Source organism: Pseudomonas cichorii, from assembly GCF_003700275.1.
Lineage (GTDB): Bacteria > Pseudomonadota > Gammaproteobacteria > Pseudomonadales > Pseudomonadaceae > Aquipseudomonas > Aquipseudomonas cichorii_B.
The window spans coordinates 44621-63599 of record NZ_RBRE01000084.1; the positions used below are offsets into that span (position 1 = coordinate 44621).

The 18979-nt window shown below is 57.8% G+C and carries 19 protein-coding genes; 16 read left to right on the forward strand and 3 right to left on the reverse strand.

Annotation, left to right across the window (positions count from 1 at the left end; translation table 11 throughout):
• The first annotated feature begins 32 nt into the window (after positions 1-32).
• Positions 33-1343, forward strand: coding sequence for an MFS transporter (locus ALQ04_RS21830; protein ID WP_122317809.1), 1311 nt, complete (start codon positions 33-35; stop codon positions 1341-1343).
• A 65-nt stretch (positions 1344-1408) separates the two neighbouring features.
• A complete protein-coding gene (locus ALQ04_RS21835) occupies positions 1409-2218 on the forward strand; it encodes an IclR family transcriptional regulator (protein ID WP_122317810.1) in 810 nt (269 codons plus the stop codon).
• A gap of 82 nt (positions 2219-2300) precedes the next feature.
• On the opposite strand, the gene ALQ04_RS21840 is transcribed toward ALQ04_RS21835, so the two are convergent.
• The gene (locus tag ALQ04_RS21840) at positions 2301-3353 is read right to left on the reverse strand and encodes an NAD(P)-dependent alcohol dehydrogenase (protein ID WP_122317811.1); all 1053 of its coding nucleotides are present in this window, start codon (positions 3351-3353) and stop codon (positions 2301-2303) included.
• A gap of 177 nt (positions 3354-3530) precedes the next feature.
• Between ALQ04_RS21840 and ALQ04_RS21845 the strand changes: the two genes are divergently transcribed.
• Complete coding sequence (locus ALQ04_RS21845) at positions 3531-4436, forward strand: AraC family transcriptional regulator (RefSeq protein WP_122317812.1); 906 nt, start codon at positions 3531-3533, stop codon at positions 4434-4436.
• A gap of 61 nt (positions 4437-4497) precedes the next feature.
• On the opposite strand, the gene ALQ04_RS21850 is transcribed toward ALQ04_RS21845, so the two are convergent.
• On the reverse strand, positions 4498-6153 hold the full coding sequence (locus ALQ04_RS21850) for an electron transfer flavoprotein-ubiquinone oxidoreductase (protein ID WP_122317813.1): 1656 nt from the start codon (positions 6151-6153) through the stop codon (positions 4498-4500).
• Positions 6154-6668: 515 nt separating this feature from the next.
• Between ALQ04_RS21850 and ALQ04_RS21855 the strand changes: the two genes are divergently transcribed.
• From ALQ04_RS21855 to ALQ04_RS21895, 9 genes are all read left to right on the forward strand, one after another.
• Positions 6669-7418, forward strand: coding sequence for an electron transfer flavoprotein subunit beta/FixA family protein (locus tag ALQ04_RS21855; protein ID WP_122317814.1), 750 nt, complete (start codon positions 6669-6671; stop codon positions 7416-7418).
• Positions 7419-8348: an electron transfer flavoprotein subunit alpha/FixB family protein gene (locus ALQ04_RS21860; protein ID WP_122317815.1), complete on the forward strand. Its 930-nt coding sequence runs from the start codon at positions 7419-7421 to the stop codon at positions 8346-8348.
• Positions 8349-8451: 103 nt separating this feature from the next.
• Positions 8452-9282, forward strand: a complete 831-nt coding sequence (locus ALQ04_RS21865) for an ABC transporter substrate-binding protein (protein ID WP_122317816.1) — start codon at positions 8452-8454, stop codon at positions 9280-9282.
• Between the two features lie 10 nt (positions 9283-9292).
• Positions 9293-9646 (forward strand): DUF4398 domain-containing protein, encoded by a 354-nt coding sequence (locus ALQ04_RS21870; RefSeq protein ID WP_122317817.1) that lies wholly within the window; start codon positions 9293-9295, stop codon positions 9644-9646.
• Positions 9643-10458, forward strand: coding sequence for an OmpA family protein (locus ALQ04_RS21875; protein WP_122317818.1), 816 nt, complete (start codon positions 9643-9645; stop codon positions 10456-10458). Before ALQ04_RS21870 ends, ALQ04_RS21875 begins: the two co-directional genes overlap by 4 nt.
• A gap of 220 nt (positions 10459-10678) precedes the next feature.
• Positions 10679-12118: a PLP-dependent aminotransferase family protein gene (locus tag ALQ04_RS21880; protein WP_122317819.1), complete on the forward strand. Its 1440-nt coding sequence runs from the start codon at positions 10679-10681 to the stop codon at positions 12116-12118.
• Positions 12119-12221: 103 nt separating this feature from the next.
• The gene (locus ALQ04_RS21885; protein WP_122317820.1) at positions 12222-12887 is read left to right on the forward strand and encodes a translation initiation factor 2; all 666 of its coding nucleotides are present in this window, start codon (positions 12222-12224) and stop codon (positions 12885-12887) included.
• Positions 12888-12975: 88 nt separating this feature from the next.
• Positions 12976-13233 carry a YkgJ family cysteine cluster protein gene (locus ALQ04_RS21890; protein WP_122317821.1) on the forward strand — a complete coding sequence of 86 codons (258 nt, stop codon included), beginning with the start codon at positions 12976-12978 and terminating at the stop codon, positions 13231-13233.
• 55 nt (positions 13234-13288) lie between these two features.
• Positions 13289-13894 (forward strand): START domain-containing protein, encoded by a 606-nt coding sequence (locus ALQ04_RS21895; RefSeq protein WP_122317822.1) that lies wholly within the window; start codon positions 13289-13291, stop codon positions 13892-13894.
• A gap of 63 nt (positions 13895-13957) precedes the next feature.
• On the opposite strand, the gene gltA is transcribed toward ALQ04_RS21895, so the two are convergent.
• On the reverse strand, positions 13958-15247 hold the full coding sequence (gene gltA, locus ALQ04_RS21900) for a citrate synthase (protein ID WP_122317823.1): 1290 nt from the start codon (positions 15245-15247) through the stop codon (positions 13958-13960).
• A gap of 364 nt (positions 15248-15611) precedes the next feature.
• Between gltA and sdhC the strand changes: the two genes are divergently transcribed.
• From sdhC to ALQ04_RS21920, 4 genes are read left to right on the forward strand one after another with little or no spacing between them, the layout of a single operon-like run.
• A complete protein-coding gene (gene sdhC, locus ALQ04_RS21905; RefSeq protein WP_122317824.1) occupies positions 15612-15986 on the forward strand; it encodes a succinate dehydrogenase, cytochrome b556 subunit in 375 nt (124 codons plus the stop codon).
• Positions 15980-16348, forward strand: a complete 369-nt coding sequence (gene sdhD / locus ALQ04_RS21910) for a succinate dehydrogenase, hydrophobic membrane anchor protein (RefSeq protein WP_117164257.1) — start codon at positions 15980-15982, stop codon at positions 16346-16348. Before sdhC ends, sdhD begins: the two co-directional genes overlap by 7 nt.
• A 3-nt stretch (positions 16349-16351) precedes the next feature.
• Positions 16352-18124, forward strand: a complete 1773-nt coding sequence (gene sdhA, locus ALQ04_RS21915; RefSeq protein WP_122317825.1) for a succinate dehydrogenase flavoprotein subunit — start codon at positions 16352-16354, stop codon at positions 18122-18124.
• 11 nt (positions 18125-18135) lie between these two features.
• A complete protein-coding gene (locus tag ALQ04_RS21920) occupies positions 18136-18840 on the forward strand; it encodes a succinate dehydrogenase iron-sulfur subunit (RefSeq protein WP_122317886.1) in 705 nt (234 codons plus the stop codon).
• The last annotated feature ends 139 nt before the right edge of the window (positions 18841-18979 follow it).

Genomic DNA, 18979 nt, shown 5'->3' on the forward strand with positions numbered 1-18979 from the left:
TCCTCACATAACTCCAACAAGAGGCAATCTTCATGCAAACCCGCACACTCGAAGGGGCGGCGTCTCTGGTTACGCCGACCCGCAAGCGTTTTTTCATCATGGTGCTGCTGTTCATCACAGTGGTGATCAACTATCTGGATCGCAGCAACCTGTCGATTGCCGCGCCGGCCCTGACCAGCGACCTGGGCATCGATCCGGTTCACGTCGGTCTGATCTTCTCCGCCTTCGGCTGGACTTACGCGGCCATGCAGCTTCCGGGCGGCTGGCTGGTGGATCGTGTTCCACCGCGCATTCTGTATACCGCCGCGCTGCTGCTGTGGTCGCTGGCCACCATCATGCTGGGCTTCGCCGCGAGCTTCATTGCCCTGTTCGTCCTGCGCATGGCGGTGGGGGCCCTGGAAGCCCCTGCCTACCCGATCAACAGCCGCGTGGTCACCACCTGGTTTCCCGAGCGTGAGCGGGCCACGGCCATCGGTTTCTATACCTCGGGCCAGTTTGTCGGGCTGGCGTTCCTGACCCCGGTCCTGGCCTGGCTGCAGGCGCATTACGGTTGGCATATGGTGTTTGTCGTGACCGGTGGCGTCGGTGTGATCTGGGCCGCGATCTGGTACATGGTCTATCGCGAGCCACGTGATTTCAAAGGCATCAACAAGGAAGAGATCGACCTGATTCGCGAGGGCGGCGGGCTGGTGGATATCCAGGTCGACACCGAAAAGCAGAAGCGTGGCTTCAGTTGGCAGGATCTGGGCATTGTGCTGAGCAAGCGCAAGTTGTGGGGCATCTATCTCGGCCAGTTCTGTCTCAACTCGACCCTGTGGTTCTTCCTGACCTGGTTCCCGACTTATCTGGTCAAGTACCGCGGCATGGACTTCATCAAGTCCGGATTGCTGGCTTCCTTGCCGTTTCTGGCGGCCTTTGTCGGCGTGCTGTGCTCGGGATTCTTCTCCGACTGGCTGATCCGTCGCGGGCATAGCATCGGTCTGGCGCGCAAGTTGCCGATCATTGCCGGTCTGCTGATCTCGACCTCGATCATCGGTGCCAACTATGTGGAATCCACGCCCCTGGTGATCGCCTTCCTGGCCCTGGCGTTCTTTGGCAACGGCCTGGCTTCGATCACCTGGTCACTGGTGTCGACCCTGGCACCGGCGCGTTTGCTGGGGCTGACCGGCGGCACCTTCAACTTCATCGGCAACCTGGCGGCCATCGCGACGCCAATCGTGATCGGCTTCCTGGCGTCGGGCGATTCCTTTGCACCGGCCATCACCTATATCGCCGGATTGGCGCTGCTGGGTGCGCTGTCCTACATCCTGTTGGTGGGCAAGGTGGAACGTATCGAGTTGTGATCGCTGGCATGCAGCAGGGCTGGCGACGATAATGCCGCCAGCTTTCCGATCTGATAAGGGCTGATATGCACAATGATCCCCTCACGCCGGTGAGCGCTACCGGTAAAGACAGCGCGCCGACCGGGACCCAGACTCTGTTGCGTGGTCTGGCGGTGGTGCAGGCGGTGGCCAGTGGCGCCAGGGACCTGAAAGCGATTTCCGCCCTGATCGGCACCACGCGCAGCACGACTCACCGGCTGGTCAGTTGCCTGGTCGAAGAGCGTTATCTGCGGGTGCTTCCCCAAGTGGGTTATCTGTTGGGGTCGCGTTTGATCGAGCTGGGGTTTCAGGCTCGTGAAGAGGTGCCATTGGCCATTCTGGCCCGGCCTTATCTGGATGAGTTGTCGGAACTGACCGGCGATACGGTGCATCTGGCGATTCGCGACGGTGACGAAGTGCTTTACCTGCACAAGAATCCGGGCCGCAACGGACCGGAAATGCGCTCCCGGGTCGGGCATCGCATGCCGCTGGTGCGCACGGGGATAGGCAAGGCGCTGTTGCTGGACAGTCAGGAACCCGAGTGGCAGAGGCTGTATGAAATCAGCCTGCCGATCAGCGGGAAAAATCCGCTATGGCCTGCGCACGAGCAGCAGACCTGGGAGCAGTTACGCCAGCGCAGGCAAGAGTATGTGCAGGGCGGTTATGCGTTCGATCTGGAAGACAACGAACCGTCGATTCGCTGTGTAGCAGCGCCGGTTCGCGATGCGGGTAAACAGATAGTCGCCGGTATCAGCATTGCCAGCACCGTCCCGTACATGCCGCTGGAGAAAATGGCCGAACTGGTGCCGATCATCAAACAGGCAGCGGCGAGGTTGTCGGCGGAGCTTGGTGGGTAGTTCAACTGTGTGGGAGCGGGTTTATCCGCGAGGCCTTTTCGCGAATGAGCGGAGCGCCGCCCGATTCGCTCCCACACAAACATCAGGCCTGCAGCGTCGCCATATCAATCACGAAGCGGTACTTCACATCACCCGCCAGCATGCGCTCGTAAGCCTGGTTGATATTGCGGATATCGAGCATTTCGATATCACAGGTAATGTCATTTTCTGCGCAGAAGTCCAGAACCTCCTGGGTTTCTGCGATCCCGCCGATCAACGAACCGGCAATCACGCGGCGTTTCATGACCAGATTGGCTGCATGCACAGGCGGCTCGACGGGTTCAATGAGGCCGACCAGAATATGCACGCCGTCGAAGCTCAGGGTTTCCAGGTAGGGGTTCAGGTCGTGCTGTACCGGAATGGTGTCCAGCAGGAAGTCGAAGCGACCTGCAGCGGCCTGCATCTGTTCGGCGTCGGTGGAGACGATCACGTGATCGGCACCCTGGCGGCGTGCTTCCTGGGCTTTTGAAGCCGAGCGGGTGAAGAGGGTGACTTCTGCGCCCATGGCCTTGGCGAACTTGATGCCCATGTGGCCCAGGCCACCCATGCCGAGCACGCCGACTTTATCGCCAGCCTTGACGCCATAATGCTTGAGCGGCGAATAGGTGGTGATCCCGGCGCAGAGAATCGGAGCGGCAGCCGCCAGGTCAAGTTTCTCCGGGATGCGAACCACGAAGTTCTCGCTGACGACGATGCTGCTGGAATAGCCGCCCATGGTGTTGCTGCCGTCCACCCGGTCAGGCGTGGCGTAGGTCATGGTCGGTCCTTCCAGGCAGTACTGTTCCAGATCCGCCTGGCAGGCCGAACACTGCTGGCAGGAGTCGACCATGCAGCCGACACCGACCAGGTCGCCGACCTTGTATTTGCTGGCATTCGGGCCGGTTGCGGTGACCTTGCCGACGATCTCGTGACCGGGCATCAGCGGGTAGACAGCAATGCCCCATTCGTTGCGCGCCTGGTGGATATCGGAGTGGCAGACGCCGCAGTAGAGGATTTCAATGGCAACGTCGTCGGCGCGCAGGCTGCGACGTTCAAAGCTCATGGGGGCGAGGGGGGCGGTTGCTGACTGGGCGGCGTAGCCGATGGCTGTGTACATGATGTTCCTCGCTGATCAAGGTTGAATAATGGCCGCTATTTTCCCCGTCACGGCCTGTGAAGGCCATGAACATTCCTCCGCGAGTCATGCCTATTCCTCTGGATCTTGTCGGCGAGTCAGCCTTGAGTGGCTTATATCTGCGATGATGGGCATGTCTGATTCTCTGCCCGGTGTTCCATGTCGTTACCCCATCGCTCTGATGCCAATGTCGTCCTTGCTTCCCTGATCAAGCCGCTGGCCACACGTCCCGGATTCGTCTCGACGTTGTTGCCGGAGGTCAAGGTCGTTTCGTGTTATGAGTATGTCGCCAGCAGCCCGCAGATCTATGAGCCGAGCCTGATGATCGTCGCGCAGGGCGGCAAGCTGGCCAGCCTGGGCTCGCGTACCCTGGATTACGGTGCCGGGCATTATCTGGTGCAGGCGCTTTCGGTGCCGTTCATGTGCGAAACCTTCGCTACGCCACAAGCGCCATTGTTGGGCGTTTCGGTGGCCATCGACCGGATCATGCTGGGCGAACTGGTGCAGTTGATGGGGCCGGTGCCGGATCATCTCGTCAAAGCGCAAACGCCCGAATCCATGACCTCGGCAGTGCTGGATGCGCCGATGCGCGAGAGTGTCGAGCGCTTGTTGCGTTGCCTGCAGGATCCGCTGGATTGTCATGTGATGGGTCAGTCGCGGCTGCGTGAAGTGCTTTATGCCGCGCTGCGTGGTCCGCAGGCGGGTGTGTTGCGGGCGCTGGTTGCGCAACAGAGTCATTTTGCGAGAGTTGCGGCTTCTCTGGCCTATCTGCACACCCATTACGCCGAGCCGCTGAATATCGATATTCTGGCGCGTCAGGCAAACATGAGTGCTTCGACTTTCCATGAGCACTTCAAACGCAGCACTTTATTGTCGCCGGTGCAGTACCTCAAGCGCGTACGCCTGCTCAAGGCCCAGCATATGCTGGTCGCACAAGGCATGAGCGTGGCGCAGGTGGCGCACTGTGTCGGTTACCAGAGCACTTCGCAGTTCAGTCGCGAATACAAGCGCTACTTCGAGCGCAATCCGGGCGAAGAGAGCAGCTACCTGCGTATTCCAGCCTGAATCCCGCCCACGAAAAAGCCCGGCGAACCGGGCTTCTCTTGCAACTTGCAGCTTGTCCAGACTACATGTTCGGATAAGTCGGACCGCCAGCACCTTCCGGCGCCACCCAGGTGATGTTCTGCGCAGGATCCTTGATGTCACAGGTCTTGCAGTGCACACAGTTCTGGGCGTTGATCTGGAAGCGTTTCTCGCCATCTTCCTGGGTAATCACTTCATAGACGCCTGCCGGGCAGTAGCGCTGCGCGGGTTCGTCATAAAGTGGCAGGTTACTGGTGATCGGGATGCTCGGATCGGCCAGCTTCAGGTGGCAAGGCTGTTCTTCTTCATGGTTGGTGCTGGAGAGGAACACCGAACTGAGCTTGTCGAAGCTGAGTTTGCCGTCCGGTTTCGGATATTCGATCTTCGTCGAGTCGGCCGCCAGCTTGAGGCAGGCATAATCCGGCGTGGTGTCGCGCAGGGTGAACGGGATCTTGCCGCCGAAAATGTTCTGGTCGATGAAGTTGAATGCACCGCCCATGAGCGTGCCGTACTTGTGCAGCGCCGCGCCGAAGTTACGGCTGGCGAACAGCTCTTCATGCAGCCAACTGGCCTTGAAGGCGTCGACGTAAGTGTTCAGTACATCACCGCCTTCCTTGCCGGCGAACAGTGCGTCGGCCACCGCTTCCGCCGCGAGCATGCCGGATTTCATGGCGGTGTGGCTGCCCTTGATCTTGGCGAAGTTCAGGGTGCCCAGATCGCAGCCGATCAGTGCGCCGCCAGGGAATACCATTTTCGGCAGCGAGTTCAGGCCGCCCTTGCAGATGGCGCGGGCGCCATAGCTGATGCGTTTGCCGCCTTCCAGGTATTGCTTGATGACCGGGTGGTGCTTGTAGCGCTGGAATTCGTCGAACGGCGACAGGTAAGGGTTGCTGTAGGACAGGTCGACGATCAGGCCAACTACTACCTGATTGTTTTCCAGGTGATACAGGAAGGAACCGCCCATGTTCTGGTCGTCCAGCGGCCAGCCGGCAGTGTGGACCACCAGGCCTTGTTCGTGCTTCGCCGGATCGACTTCCCAGATTTCCTTGAGGCCGATGCCGTAATGCTGGGCATCGGCTTCGCTGTCGAGGTTGAAGCGCTTGATCAGTTGCTTGCCGATATGGCCACGGCAGCCTTCGGCGAACAGCGTGTACTTGCCGCGCAGTTCCATGCCTGGGGTGTACAGGCCCTCTTTTGGATTGCCTTCGCGGTCAACGCCCAGGTCGCCGGTGATGATCCCGCGTACTACGCCGTTTTCGTCGAACAGGGCTTCCTGCGCGGCAAAACCTGGGTAGATCTCGACACCGAGGTTTTCGGCCTGCTGGGCGAGCCAGCGGCACAGGTTGCCCAGGGAAATGATGTAGTTGCCCTGGTTGTGCATGGTCTTGGGCACGAACAGGTCGGGGACTTTCACCGATTTTTCGGCACTGCGCAGCATATAGATGTCATCACGCTTGACCGGCGTGTTGAGTGGCGCGCCAAGTTCCTGCCAGTTCGGGAAGAGTTCGTTCAGGGCACGAGGTTCAAATACCGCGCCGGACAGAATGTGAGCGCCGACTTCGGAGCCTTTTTCCACCACGCAGACGCTGATTTCCTGGCCCGCTTCGGCAGCCTTCTGTTTAAGGCGGCACGCGGCAGAAAGCCCGGAAGGGCCGGCTCCGACGATGACGACGTCGAATTCCATGTATTCGCGTTCCACAGGCTATCTCCTACTCTCAAGGCTCACGGTATTTTTTTATATGAAGCGTACAAACCGACGTGCGGGGCTTGGAATGCCTGCCCGTCTTTTAAAGGAGTGCATTATATCTACACCACTTTGCAGGTCCAATACAAACGTTTGTTTGAATTGGCCGCAGGCCAGATAAAACATAGACGCGAGACTCGGGACTGGCCGATCTGTCGTATTGACCGGAAAAGGCGTTGCGGTCAAGATACGGGCGGTTTTGCGCTTGCCGTAGGCTGAAACGAGGTTCGAGAAACCTCTGAAAAGGCATCAGGTGAGCGCAGTGCAGGCAGTCCGGCCAGCGCGCGCGGCGCATTTTACACACCCCTGAGGCAATTTATGGGTGTGATCTGGCCTTGAGTACGGTTTTTTGGCGGTTTTTCGGCAAATAACCCCGATGCCTGCACTGAAGCGATTGCTTGTTGAGGACACACATATCGATCGTCTGGTCATGCCGGGCGACTTTCTTTTCACCGGAGAGTGAGGAATCCATGAAGGTTCTTGTAGCTGTCAAACGAGTGGTCGACTACAACGTCAAGGTTCGCGTCAAGGCGGACAACTCCGGCGTCGATCTTGCCAACGTCAAAATGTCCATGAATCCCTTCTGCGAAATCGCTGTGGAAGAAGCCGTACGCCTGAAGGAAAAGGGCGTGGCGAGCGAGATCGTCGTCGTGACCATCGGCCCGTCCACCGCTCAGGAGCAATTGCGTACTGCCCTGGCGCTGGGTGCCGATCGTGCCGTGCTGGTCGAGTCTGCCGAAGAGCTGACTTCCCTGGCTGTCGCCAAGCTGCTCAAGGCTGTGGTCGACAAGGAACAGCCGCAGTTGGTGATCCTGGGCAAACAGGCCATCGACAGCGATAACAATCAGACCGGCCAGATGCTGGCGGCCCTGAGTGGCTACCCGCAAGGGACCTTCGCCTCCAAGGTCGAAGTGTCGGGCGACAAGGTTGCCGTGACCCGTGAAATCGACGGCGGCCTGCAAACCGTATCCCTGAGCCTGCCGGCTATCGTGACCACAGACCTGCGTCTGAACGAGCCGCGTTATGCTTCGCTGCCCAACATCATGAAAGCCAAGAAAAAGCCGCTCGAAACCCTGACTCCCGATGCACTGGGTGTTTCCACGGCCTCGACCAACAAGACCGTCAAGGTCGAAGCTCCGGCTGCACGTAGCGCCGGTATCAAGGTCAAGTCGGTGGCCGAACTGGTCGAAAAACTGAAAACCGAAGCGAAGGTAATCTAAATGACGATCCTGGTTATCGCTGAACATGACAACGCAGCCGTGGCTCCAGCCACGCTGAACACCATTGCCGCTGCCCAGAAGATCGGTGGCGATATCAATCTGCTGGTGGCCGGTTCCGGCGTGAGCGCCGTGGCAGAAGCTGCTGCGAAGATCGCCGGTGTTGCCAAGGTGCTGGTTGCCGACAACGCTGCCTACGCGCATCAGTTGCCGGAAAACGTGGCACCGCTGGTGGTCGAGCTGGCCGCTGGTTACAGCCACATCCTGGCGGCAGCAACTTCCAACGGTAAAAACATCCTGCCTCGCGTTGCGGCACAACTGGATGTCGATCAGATCTCGGAAATCGTTTCGGTTGAATCGGCCGACACCTTCAAGCGTCCGATCTACGCCGGTAACGCGATTGCCACCGTGCAATCGAGCGCTTCGGTCAAGGTCATCACCGTTCGTGCAACCGGTTTCGACCCGGTTGCAGCGCAAGGTGGTTCGGCTGCCGTTGAAGCCGTTTCGGCTGCTCACGATGCAGGCAAGTCGTCCTTCGTCGGCGAAGAGCTGGCCAAGTCCGACCGTCCGGAGCTGACCGCTGCGAAAATCGTCGTTTCCGGCGGCCGCGGCATGCAGAACGGCGACAACTTCAAGCACTTGTACGCGCTGGCGGACAAACTGGGTGCTGCGGTGGGTGCCTCCCGTGCTGCTGTAGATGCCGGTTTCGTACCCAACGACATGCAGGTCGGCCAGACCGGCAAGATCGTTGCGCCTCAGTTGTACATCGCGGTGGGTATTTCCGGCGCGATCCAGCATCTTGCTGGCATGAAGGATTCCAAGGTGATCGTCGCGATCAACAAGGACGAAGAGGCTCCGATCTTCCAGGTAGCCGATTACGGTCTGGTAGCGGATTTGTTTGAAGCTGTGCCTGAGCTGGAAAAGCTGGTTTAAGCCAGCTTCCTGGAACCCGTTCAATCCGGCTGCGCATACTGTCTTGGACAGGATGCCTGGCCTGATGAACGGGTTTTTTATTGGGTGGTAAAAAGGATTATTCATGAGTCGGCCAGCGCTGTTGTTGTCTACGTTTCTTCTGGGGCTGGCCGTGCTGCCGTCGCTTGCATCCGCGGCTGGCAAGTGCGAGCGCCTGATCGTGACCGGCAGCCCGGATGCGCCGCCTTACCTGTGGCGTGATCCGCAGGACCCCAGGCACCTGATCGGTGCCAATGCCGACTTGCTCAGGCAGGCAGCAGAATCACTGGATATGAAAGTCGAGTTTCTGTACGCGGGCAAGCGCAGCCAGGCGCTGGAGGAAGTGCGCACCGGTCGTATGGACATGCTGGCCGATGCGCCGTTGATTCAGGCACAACTGGAATCACTCGATTACATCCAGCCGCCGATTGTCCAGAATGAAATCCTCGTCTGGACTCGCCATGATCACGCTTTGCCGTTCAACTCCCTGGCTGAGCTGCATGGACAGCCGGGCGCGGTTTCCGAAAAGACCCGTTTGACCCAGGCATTCGAGGCGGCCGCCAGGGAGCACCTGACTCTGGAGCGGCAACCCAACCTGACCCAGGCGTTCCAGAAGCTGGCACTGGGGCAGGTCGAGTATGTGCTGGCCGGGCGCTATTCCGGTATGGTCATGGTGCAGACCCTGGGTTTGTCGGCGGACTTGATTGCTCAGCCCGAACCCCTTGATACAGCAGGTCTGTATCTGGCGTTATCGGCTAATTCGGCCTGCAACGATCCATGGTTGCGCGGACAGCTGGTGAAAAAGATGACAGAATCGGCGGCTTCTGGCCTTGCGGGTCAAGTCATTGCGCGCAATCTGGAGTTATGGAAAGCCCAGTTGCTGCAACCTGCCGGCACCAGCGCCCCAAACAAGTAGGAATGTTTTTGTGAGTATTCGCCCTTTAATCGCTTTCATGACAATCGCCACACTGGCCGGTTGTGCCAATGATCCGGCACCTATCGAACAGTTCAAGTTGACCGAACAGGCTCTGGAGCAGGCCAAGGCGGTCGGAGCTACCGATGAGCAGCCTGAACTGGTTACTGCAGAATCCCGGTTTACCCAGGCGCGTGCCGATATGGCTGATAAGTCCTACAAGGATGCGCGGATGAATGCCGAGCAGGCCGAGCTGGATGCGCGTCTCGCCGAGGCGCGGGTGCTGACGCTCAAGAGTCAGGAGCAGATCAATCAATTGAATGTTCGTCTCAACCGTCTGCGCAAACAGTTGGGAGAAAATCAATGAGCGGCGTTATCCGTGTATTGAGTGGCTGCCTGTTGCTGGGTGCGGTGGGGTTGTCCGGCTGTGCGAGTCATCAGAACAGTGATCAGGCCCTGCGCCAGGCCAGTATCGACTTCCAGAAAGTCAAGGAAGATCCCGATGTGCTGCGCAGTGCACCCAAGGACGTGATCCGTTCCGGCGAGTCGCTGGCGCGGGCCGAGCGTCTGTCGAGCTATCTGGGCAGCGGTGCCGATGTCAGTCATTACGCTTACCTGAGTACCCGCTACAGTGAGATTGCCCGCGAGCACAGCAACCTGCTGCTGGCTCAGGAGCAACTTGCAAAAATGGAGCTGGATCGTCAGCGCCTGCAACTGGCGTTGCGCGAGGCCAAGCTGGCGAGCGCGCAGCAACATGGCAAATGGCTGGAAGACCAGATTCTCAGCCTTGCCACCACACAGACTGATCGTGGTCTGGTCATGACTTTGGGCGATGTGCTGTTCGATCCCGGGCATGCCGAGCTGAAAAGCTCAGCCAATCGCACTGTGCTCAAGGTCGTGCAGTTTCTGCTGCTCAATCCGCGCCGCACGGTAAGGATCGAGGGTTATACCGACAGTACCGGTGACCGCCAGGAAAACCTCAAGCTGTCCAAAGATCGTGCGCAATCGGTGGCCGATGTGCTGATGGACCTGGGTGTTGATGAAAAGCGCATCCAGGTTGAAGGCTATGGTCAGCAATATCCGGTCGACGTGAACGCTTCCGAGCGTGGACGAGCGCAAAACCGTCGGGTGGAAATCGTTTTTTCCGATGACAAGGGTCAGTTGGGCGCCGCCCGGTAACAAAAAATCAGCACAAAGCCCGACGTCGGAAACGGCCTCGGGCTTTTTTTTGGCTCAAAAAGCCTTGAGTTTGGCATCTTTGTCCGACAATATTTTTTGTCAGAGCGCACAATAGTTCCCTTGAAGGGAAACTGTCCCAGTACACTTTGTGACTGTTCCGGTCTTTAGGCTATTCTCTCCCCTTACAAAAACAAATTGCGGGTCGGTTCGAGGCTGTGTCATGACCAATCTTTTGCTCTATCAACGCATTGCTCAGCAGTTGGCGGAAGACATCCGTCGTGGTGTCTATCAGCCCGGCGAGCGTGTGCCGTCAGTGCGCAAGATGAGTTCGCAGCTCAATGTCAGCCACGCAACAGTGTTGCAGGCCTACGCGAATCTTGAAGATCAGGGTTTGATTCGTGCCCGCCCGCAGTCCGGCTATTACGTTCACCAGACCCCGGCGCTGACCGCCTCGACGCCGGATATCGCGCGCGTAGAGCGGCCTGGACTGGTGACTCGCAGCAGCATCATCCAGCAAGTGCTGGAGGAATCGCGCCGTGAAGGGGTTTTCGCACTCGGAGCTGCGGTGCCGCATGTCGACTACTTGCCAGTCCGCGCGCTGCATCAGCAATTGGCCAAGGTGACGCGCTTTCATAGTCCCCGGGCATTCAGTTACATGTTCAGCCCCGGTTTCGAGCCGCTGCGCCGGCAAGTAGCCATTCGTATGCGTGATGCAGGCGTGGTTGTCGATCCATATGAGGTGGTCATTACCCACGGTTGTGTGGATGCCTTGCAAATGGCATTGCGGGTGCTGACTCAGCCTGGCGATCTGATTGCCGCCGAGTCGCCTGCCTATTACGGGTTGCTGCAACTGGCAGACTTGCTAGGGCTCAAGGTCATCGAGATTCCCAGTGATCCGTCTACCGGCATCAGCCTGGAAGCGCTGCAACTGGCGGCCAACCAGTGGTCGATCAAGGCGCTGGTGCTTACGGCGCGCTTGAGCAATCCGCTGGGTGGCACCATGCCGGAAGAGCGGCAGAAGAACCTGCTGCGACTGGTCTCGGACTTCGATATTCAGGTGATCGAAGACGATGTGTATGGCGAGCTGATGTTTGAGGTAGGGCGCACCAAGGCCCTGAAGGCCTTTGATCGCCTGGGGCGGGTGATTTATTGCTCGAGTTTTTCCAAGACGCTGTCGCCGGGTGTACGCATCGGCTGGATGATTGCCGGGAAATATCAGGCTGAAATCCAGCGTTTGCAGACGTTCAGCACCCATTCGGCGTGCAGTGTCACGCAGATGGCTATCGCTGCCTATCTGGAAAATGGCGGGTATGACCGGCATTTGCGCTTCATTCGCCTGGAATATCGCAAGAATCTCAGTGCTTATCAGTTGGCGGTGCAGCAGTTCTTCCCGGAAGGCACGCAGATGAGTCGGCCTCTGGGGGGCTTCATCCTTTGGGTCAGCCTGCCGGGTCGGGTCAATACTCAGGAACTGCATGTTCGGGCGCTGGAGCAGGGGATAAGCATTGCGCCTGGCCTTATTTTCAGTAATACCGAGCAGTTCAATCACTGTATTCGCCTGAATTGCGGCATGCCCTGGAATCGTGAGGCAGAAAGGGCGCTGATGACGCTGGGGATGCTGGCCAAGCAATTGTGTCAGGAAGCGTTGCCGAGTTATTGATTGCCATTGCTCTTTGTCCGAACGCGGGAACTCTTGTCTTGTCATGTTGGCCTCAAAGGGACAGCATGTATTCTTTCTGCCTCACTGCCTCAGCCGTTTATTTATGAATAATGCGTTTCGTTGTATCGGATTGTTCGTCGTTGTGTTGTTGGGAGCCTGCGACTCTCAGAATCAGGACGCGCCGCTGCCAGAGCCAAAGGTTGAGGCAGGTGTGACTGCGCCTGCTTCTCCGCCTGTTCCGTCGCCGCCTCCGGCGCCTTCCATTCCTGACTCTTCACCGGCGAGGCAGGACGCGGCTGTGCATGAATTGAAGCCGAGCGTTCCTGTTGTTCCAGTAGTGGCTGGCAAGGCGGCCGTTGCCCCGGCTCGTCCTGTTGGCAAGGCGCCAGAATCCAGATCTGCCGATGTGAAAGCTGCGCCCTCAAAGGCCGTAGCGAGCAAGGCTCCTGTGGTAAAGGACAAGGCGGTTGTGCAGCGCGAAAAAGCCAGGCTCGCCAAGACGCCCGTCAAGGATGTTCGTTTGAATCCGCCTAAACTCGACTTGAGCCTGCCGCCAGAGATGGTCGAGACGCTGACGCCTCCGGCCAAGGTTATCACTGCCAAGCGCAAGCCTTTGTTGCCGCCCATGTTCGAGAAAAGCTCCTCTTCGGACCCTAGCCCCTTTGAGCTCAATGGCCGCCTGTTGAGCAATGAAATGCAGTTGCAGATGCGCAACGAAAGTCGGCGCGATATCGAAGGCGCGGCGCTGGATTTCAAATTCAAGCAGTAAGGCCCTGCCTGTCGTCGGATATGGCGTTTTGAAACGTCTGTTTTAGCCGCTAAAATATTCTCTTACCGCTCAATAAAGGTCTTGGGTCATGGACTGCCGTTCCGGTTGTGGTGCCTGTTGCATCGCGCCCTCTATTACTTCTCCCATTCCAGGTATGCCGGACGGCAAGCCTGCCGGAGAGCGTTGCCTGCATCTGTCTATCGAGTTGCTGTGCGGCTTGTTTGGCAGGGTTGATCGACCTGCCGTCTGTAGTCAGTTCAAGGCTGCGCAAGATGTGTGTGGCGTTGATCAGGCTGATGCTATTCGTCTGATTGGTTGGTGGGAAAAGGCTACTGCAGTTGCATGAAGGATGTTTTTGGGCGGAATTGTTTTATCAGAATTTCAACAATAAGGAATAAACAATGAATACGCTGCATCGCATGGCTGTTGTCTGTGGTTTGAGTGTGCTGCTGACAGGTGTGGCTCAGGCTGAAGATTGGCAGGTGGCCAAGGATGAGGAGGGGATAAAGGTTTCCCTGAGCGATGTGCCTGGCTCCAAATACAAGGCGTATCGCGGCGTAACCATCATCAATGCCAGCGTGGCCAAACTGCGTGCCCTGCAGGAAGATGTGGCAGGGGCGTGTGCCTGGATTCATGAATGTAAGACGCAGAAGTTGCTCAAGCATGAGGGCAACAAAGCCTGGACCTACACTCAGTTCAATACGCCATGGCCTGTGACGCCGCGTGATTCGATCCTGCTGATCACTAGCGAGGAGGGTGCTGATGGCAGCCTGACACGCCATATTGAAGAACAGTCCGGCTATTTGCCCGAAGAAAAGGGATTTGTACGGGTAGCCGAGGTGGCCGGTTTCTGGAAGCTGGTGCCTAAAGGGCCGAATCAGACCGAAGTGACTTATCAAGTGCATACTGATCCAGGTGGCAGTGTGCCGTCCTGGTTGGCCAACAAATTTGTGGTCGATGCGCCCTTCAATACCTTGAAGGCCTTGAAGGAAAGGGCGAAGAAGTAGTTTTTCTTACCTCAGGAACAAAAAAGGGCTGCCATTGGCAGCCCTTTTTCATTGGCAATTCGCTTACTTGCGATCGTCCAGTGGCACGATATCGCGTGTCACATTGCCGGTGTACAGCTGGCGCGGACGGCCAATCTTGTACGGGCTGGAGAGCATTTCCTTCCAGTGCGAGATCCAGCCGACAGTCCGCGCCAGGGCGAAGATTACGGTGAACATGCTGGTCGGGATGCCGATTGCCTTGAGGATGATGCCCGAGTAGAAGTCGACGTTCGGGTACAGCGAGCGCTCGATGAAGTACGGATCGGTCAGGGCGATCTCTTCCAGGCGCATGGCCAGTTCGAGTTGCGGATCGTTGTTGATGCCCAGTTCGCGCAGAACTTCGTCGCAGGTCTTTTTCATGACCGTAGCGCGTGGATCGCGGTTTTTGTAGACGCGATGACCGAAGCCCATGAGCTTGAACGGGTCGTTCTTGTCCTTGGCCTTGGCGATGAACTTGTCGATGTTGGAAACATCGCCGATTTCATCGAGCATGGTCAATACGGCTTCGTTGGCGCCGCCGTGAGCCGGGCCCCAGAGTGCTGCGATACCGGCAGCAATACAGGCGAACGGGTTGGCGCCCGACGAGCCGGCCATGCGCACGGTAGAAGTCGAGGCGTTCTGTTCGTGATCGGCGTGCAGGATGAAGATCTTGTCCATTGCCTTGGCCAGAACCGGGCTGATCGGTTTGATCTCGCAAGGGGTGTTGAACATCATGTGCAGGAAGTTTTCGGCGTAGCTGAGGTCGTTGCGCGGGTACATCATGGGCTGGCCCATGGAGTACTTGTAGACCATCGCTGCCAGGGTCGGCATCTTGGCGACCAGGCGTACTGCCGAGATTTCGCGGTGTTGCGGGTTATTGATGTCCAGCGAGTCGTGGTAGAACGCGGACAGGGCGCCGACTACGCCACACATGACGGCCATCGGGTGGGCGTCGCGGCGGAATCCGTTGAAGAAGCTTTTCAGTTGCTCGTGGACCATGGTGTGGTTCTTGACCACGGCAACGAACTGGGCTTTCTGTTCGCTTGTTGGCAGTTCGCCATTGAGCAGCAGGTAGCAGGTTTCCAGATAATCGGACTGTTCGGCCAGTTGCTCGATCGGATAGCCGCGGTGCAGCAGAATGCCATTATCACCATCAATGTAGGTGATCTTCGACTCGCAAGAGGCGGTCGACATGAAGCCAGGGTCGAATGTGAAGCGGCCGGTGGCGGTGAGTCCGCGCACGTCGATCACATCGGGACCCACGGTGCCGGTCAGTATAGGCAGCTCGACGGGGGCTGTGCCCTCGATGATCAACTGCGCTTTTTTGTCAGCCATGTGGCCTCCTATTTATGCTTCAAATCATCAGACAGGCCCCCCACGCAGGGCCCGCACCACTATAGTTAGATAAATTCTAAAGTCAATTTGCCTAAAGTCGTGTTCCACAAGGCCTTTATGTCGATGTTTCTGCAAGCCATTGCAGCCGTTTACGCCTTTTATTCGATCAGCGCAATCCGCTATTGGCTGTAAGTCTGCGCGTTGTCATTAGTTACCTAACTGTCTATACTCGGCGTCCGACCGCCAAGGGCTTTTTGGCCCGTTTTAAAGGGGGTTGTCACTTCCTGGGTGGTGGGTACCTGACCAGTGCACTTCCCAACAACTTGCCCTGATTGTTAGGGGCTCTTCAGTGTGAAAAAAAGCCGTGAAAAGCCAACGACCTGTAAATCTAGACCTAAGGACCATCAAGCTCCCAGTCACTGCTTACACGTCCATCCTTCACCGTATTTCCGGTGTCATCCTCTTTGTCGGTATTGCAATCATGCTTTATGCAATGGACAAGTCGCTGGCCTCCGAGGAAACCTTCGGTGAAGTGAAAGCGTGTCTGACCAGCCCGCTGGCCAAGTTTGTAATCTGGGGGCTGCTGTCTGCCCTGCTGTATCACCTGGTGGCCGGTGTTCGCCACCTGATCATGGACGCGGGTGTCGGTGAAACGCTGGAAGGCGGGAAACTGGGCTCGAAAATCGTTATCGCCGTCTCCGTGGTGGTGATCATCCTGGCGGGAGTATGGATATGGTAACCAACGTCACTAACCTGTCGCGTTCGGGCCTCTATGACTGGATGGCGCAGCGCGTTTCAGCGGTCGTACTCGCGGCTTACTTCATTTTCCTGATCGGCTACCTCGTCGCTCACCCTGGCCTGACCTATGCCCAGTGGCACGAGCTGTTCTCGCACAACGGGATGCGTATCTTCAGTCTGTTGGCCTTTGTTGCCCTTGGCGCTCACGCCTGGGTCGGCATGTGGACCATCGCGACCGACTACCTGACGCCAATGGCGATGGGCAAGTCCGCGACTGCAGTACGTTTTCTCTTCCAGGCAGTATGCGGCGTTGCGATGTTCGCTTACTTCGTCTGGGGCGTGCAGATTCTTTGGGGTATCTGATTCATGGCTAACACAAATACACTTTCCTTCGACGCCATCATCATCGGTGGCGGCGGCGCTGGCATGCGCGCTGCCTTGCAGCTGGCTCAGGGTGGTCACAAGACTGCCGTAGTCACCAAGGTATTCCCGACTCGCTCGCACACCGTATCCGCCCAGGGTGGTATCACCTGTGCAATCGCTTCGGCCGACCCGAACGATGACTGGCGCTGGCACATGTACGATACCGTCAAGGGTTCCGACTATATCGGTGATCAGGACGCTATCGAATACATGTGTTCCGTAGGTCCGGAAGCGGTCTTCGAGCTCGAGCACATGGGCCTGCCGTTCTCCCGTACCGAGCAGGGCCGCATTTACCAGCGTCCTTTCGGCGGTCAGTCCAAGGACTTCGGCAAGGGCGGTCAGGCTGCACGTACCTGTGCTGCTGCCGACCGTACCGGTCACGCACTGCTGCACACCCTGTATCAGGCCAACCTGAAAGCAGGCACCGTATTCCTGAACGAATACTATGCAGTTGATCTGGTGAAGAACCAGGATGGCGCCTTTGTCGGCATCATCGCTATCTGCATCGAAACCGGCGAAACCTCCTACATCCGCGCCAATGCAACCGTGCTGGCAACCGGCGGTGCAGGTCGTATCTACTCGTCGACCACCAATGCCCTGATCAACACCGGTGACGGCGTCGGCATGGCCTTGCGTGCCGGTGTTCCTGTCCAGGACATCGAAATGTGGCAGTTCCACCCGACCGGTATTGCCGGCGCAGGTGTACTGGTCACCGAAGGTTGCCGTGGTGAAGGCGGTTACCTGATCAACAAGCATGGCGAGCGTTTCATGGAGCGTTATGCTCCGAACGCCAAGGACCTTGCCGGTCGTGACGTGGTTGCACGTTCCATGGTCAAGGAAATCATCGCCGGTAACGGTTGTGGCCCGGATGGCGATCACGTGATGCTCAAGCTCGATCACCTGGGTGAGGAAGTGCTGCACAGCCGCCTGCCAGGCATCATGGAGCTGTCCAAGACCTTTGCTCACGTCGATCCTGCCATGGCTCCAATTCCGGTGGTCCCGACCTGCCACTACATGATGGGTGGTGTTGCCACCAACATTCATGGTCAGGCAATCACCCAGGACGCTGCTGGCGTCGACCAGATCATTCCTGGTCTGTTCGCTGTAGGCGAAGTGGCTTGCGTATCGGTTCACGGTGCCAACCGCCTGGGTGGCAACTCGCTGCTCGATCTGGTGGTCTTCGGTCGTGCTGCCGGTCTGCACCTTGAACAAAGCCTGCGTGAAGGTGTCGACTATCGTCGTGCCTCCGAGTCCGATATCGACGCTGCCCTGGCACGTCTGGCCGGCCTCAACGAGCGCACCACTGGCGAAGACGTCGCTTCGCTGCGTAAAGAGCTGCAAAGCTGCATGCAGAACTACTTCGGTGTATTCCGTACCGGTGAATACATGCAGAAGGGTATTGCCCAGCTGGCTGGCCTGCGCGAGCGCATTGCCAACGTCAAGATCAACGACAAGAGTCAGGCGTTCAACACTGCCCGTATCGAAGCGCTTGAACTGCAAAACCTGCTGGAAGTTGCCGAAGCTACGGCGATTGCCGCAGAGCATCGTAAGGAATCGCGCGGCGCCCACGCCCGTGAAGACTTTGAAGATCGCGATGACGAAAACTGGTTGTGCCACACCCTGTACTTCCCGGGTGACAAGCGCGTAACCAAGCGTGCCGTGAACTTCTCGCCGAAAACTGTTCCGACTTTTGAGCCTAAGATTCGGACTTATTAAGGGTGACCGATATGTTGCAAGTCAGTGTTTATCGCTACAACCCTGAACAGGACGCTGCGCCGTTCATGCAGGAATTCCAGGTCGATACCGGTGGTAAAGACCTGATGGTTCTGGATGTATTGGCTCTGGTCAAGGAACAGGATGAGGGTTTCTCGTATCGTCGCTCCTGCCGTGAAGGCGTATGTGGCTCCGATGGTATGAACATCAATGGCAAGAACGGTCTTGCCTGCATCACTCCACTGTCTGCCGTGGTCAAGAATAACAAGCTGATCGTGCGTCCATTGCCTGGTTTGCCGGTTATTCGTGACTTGGTCGTGGATATGAGCATCTTCTACAAGCAATACGAGAAGGTGAAGCCTTTCCTGCAGAACGATACTCCGGCTCCGGCCATCGAGCGTCTGCAGACTCCGGAAGAGCGCGAAAAGCTCGATGGTCTGTACGAGTGCATCCTGTGCGCCTGTTGCTCGACTTCCTGCCCGTCCTTCTGGTGGAATCCGGACAAGTTCCTCGGTCCTGCTGCGCTGCTGCAAGCCTATCGCTTCCTGGCTGACAGCCGTGATACCCGGACTACCGAGCGTCTGGCTTCACTGGATGACCCGTTCAGTGTGTTCCGTTGCCGCGGGATCATGAACTGCGTGAACGTATGCCCTAAAGGTCTTAACCCGACCAAGGCCATCGGACACGTACGCAACATGCTTCTGCAGAGCGGCGTCTGATTTATCGCAGTACCGTAACACCGTTGTACCTGTAAGTAGCTGCGGCGCAGGCTTCAACCGGCGCCGTAGCTTTAACCTGAGCAGTAGCTCGCAAGGCTGCCGCTCTTATTTTGAAGAAATGAGACCAGCAGGGGCATCC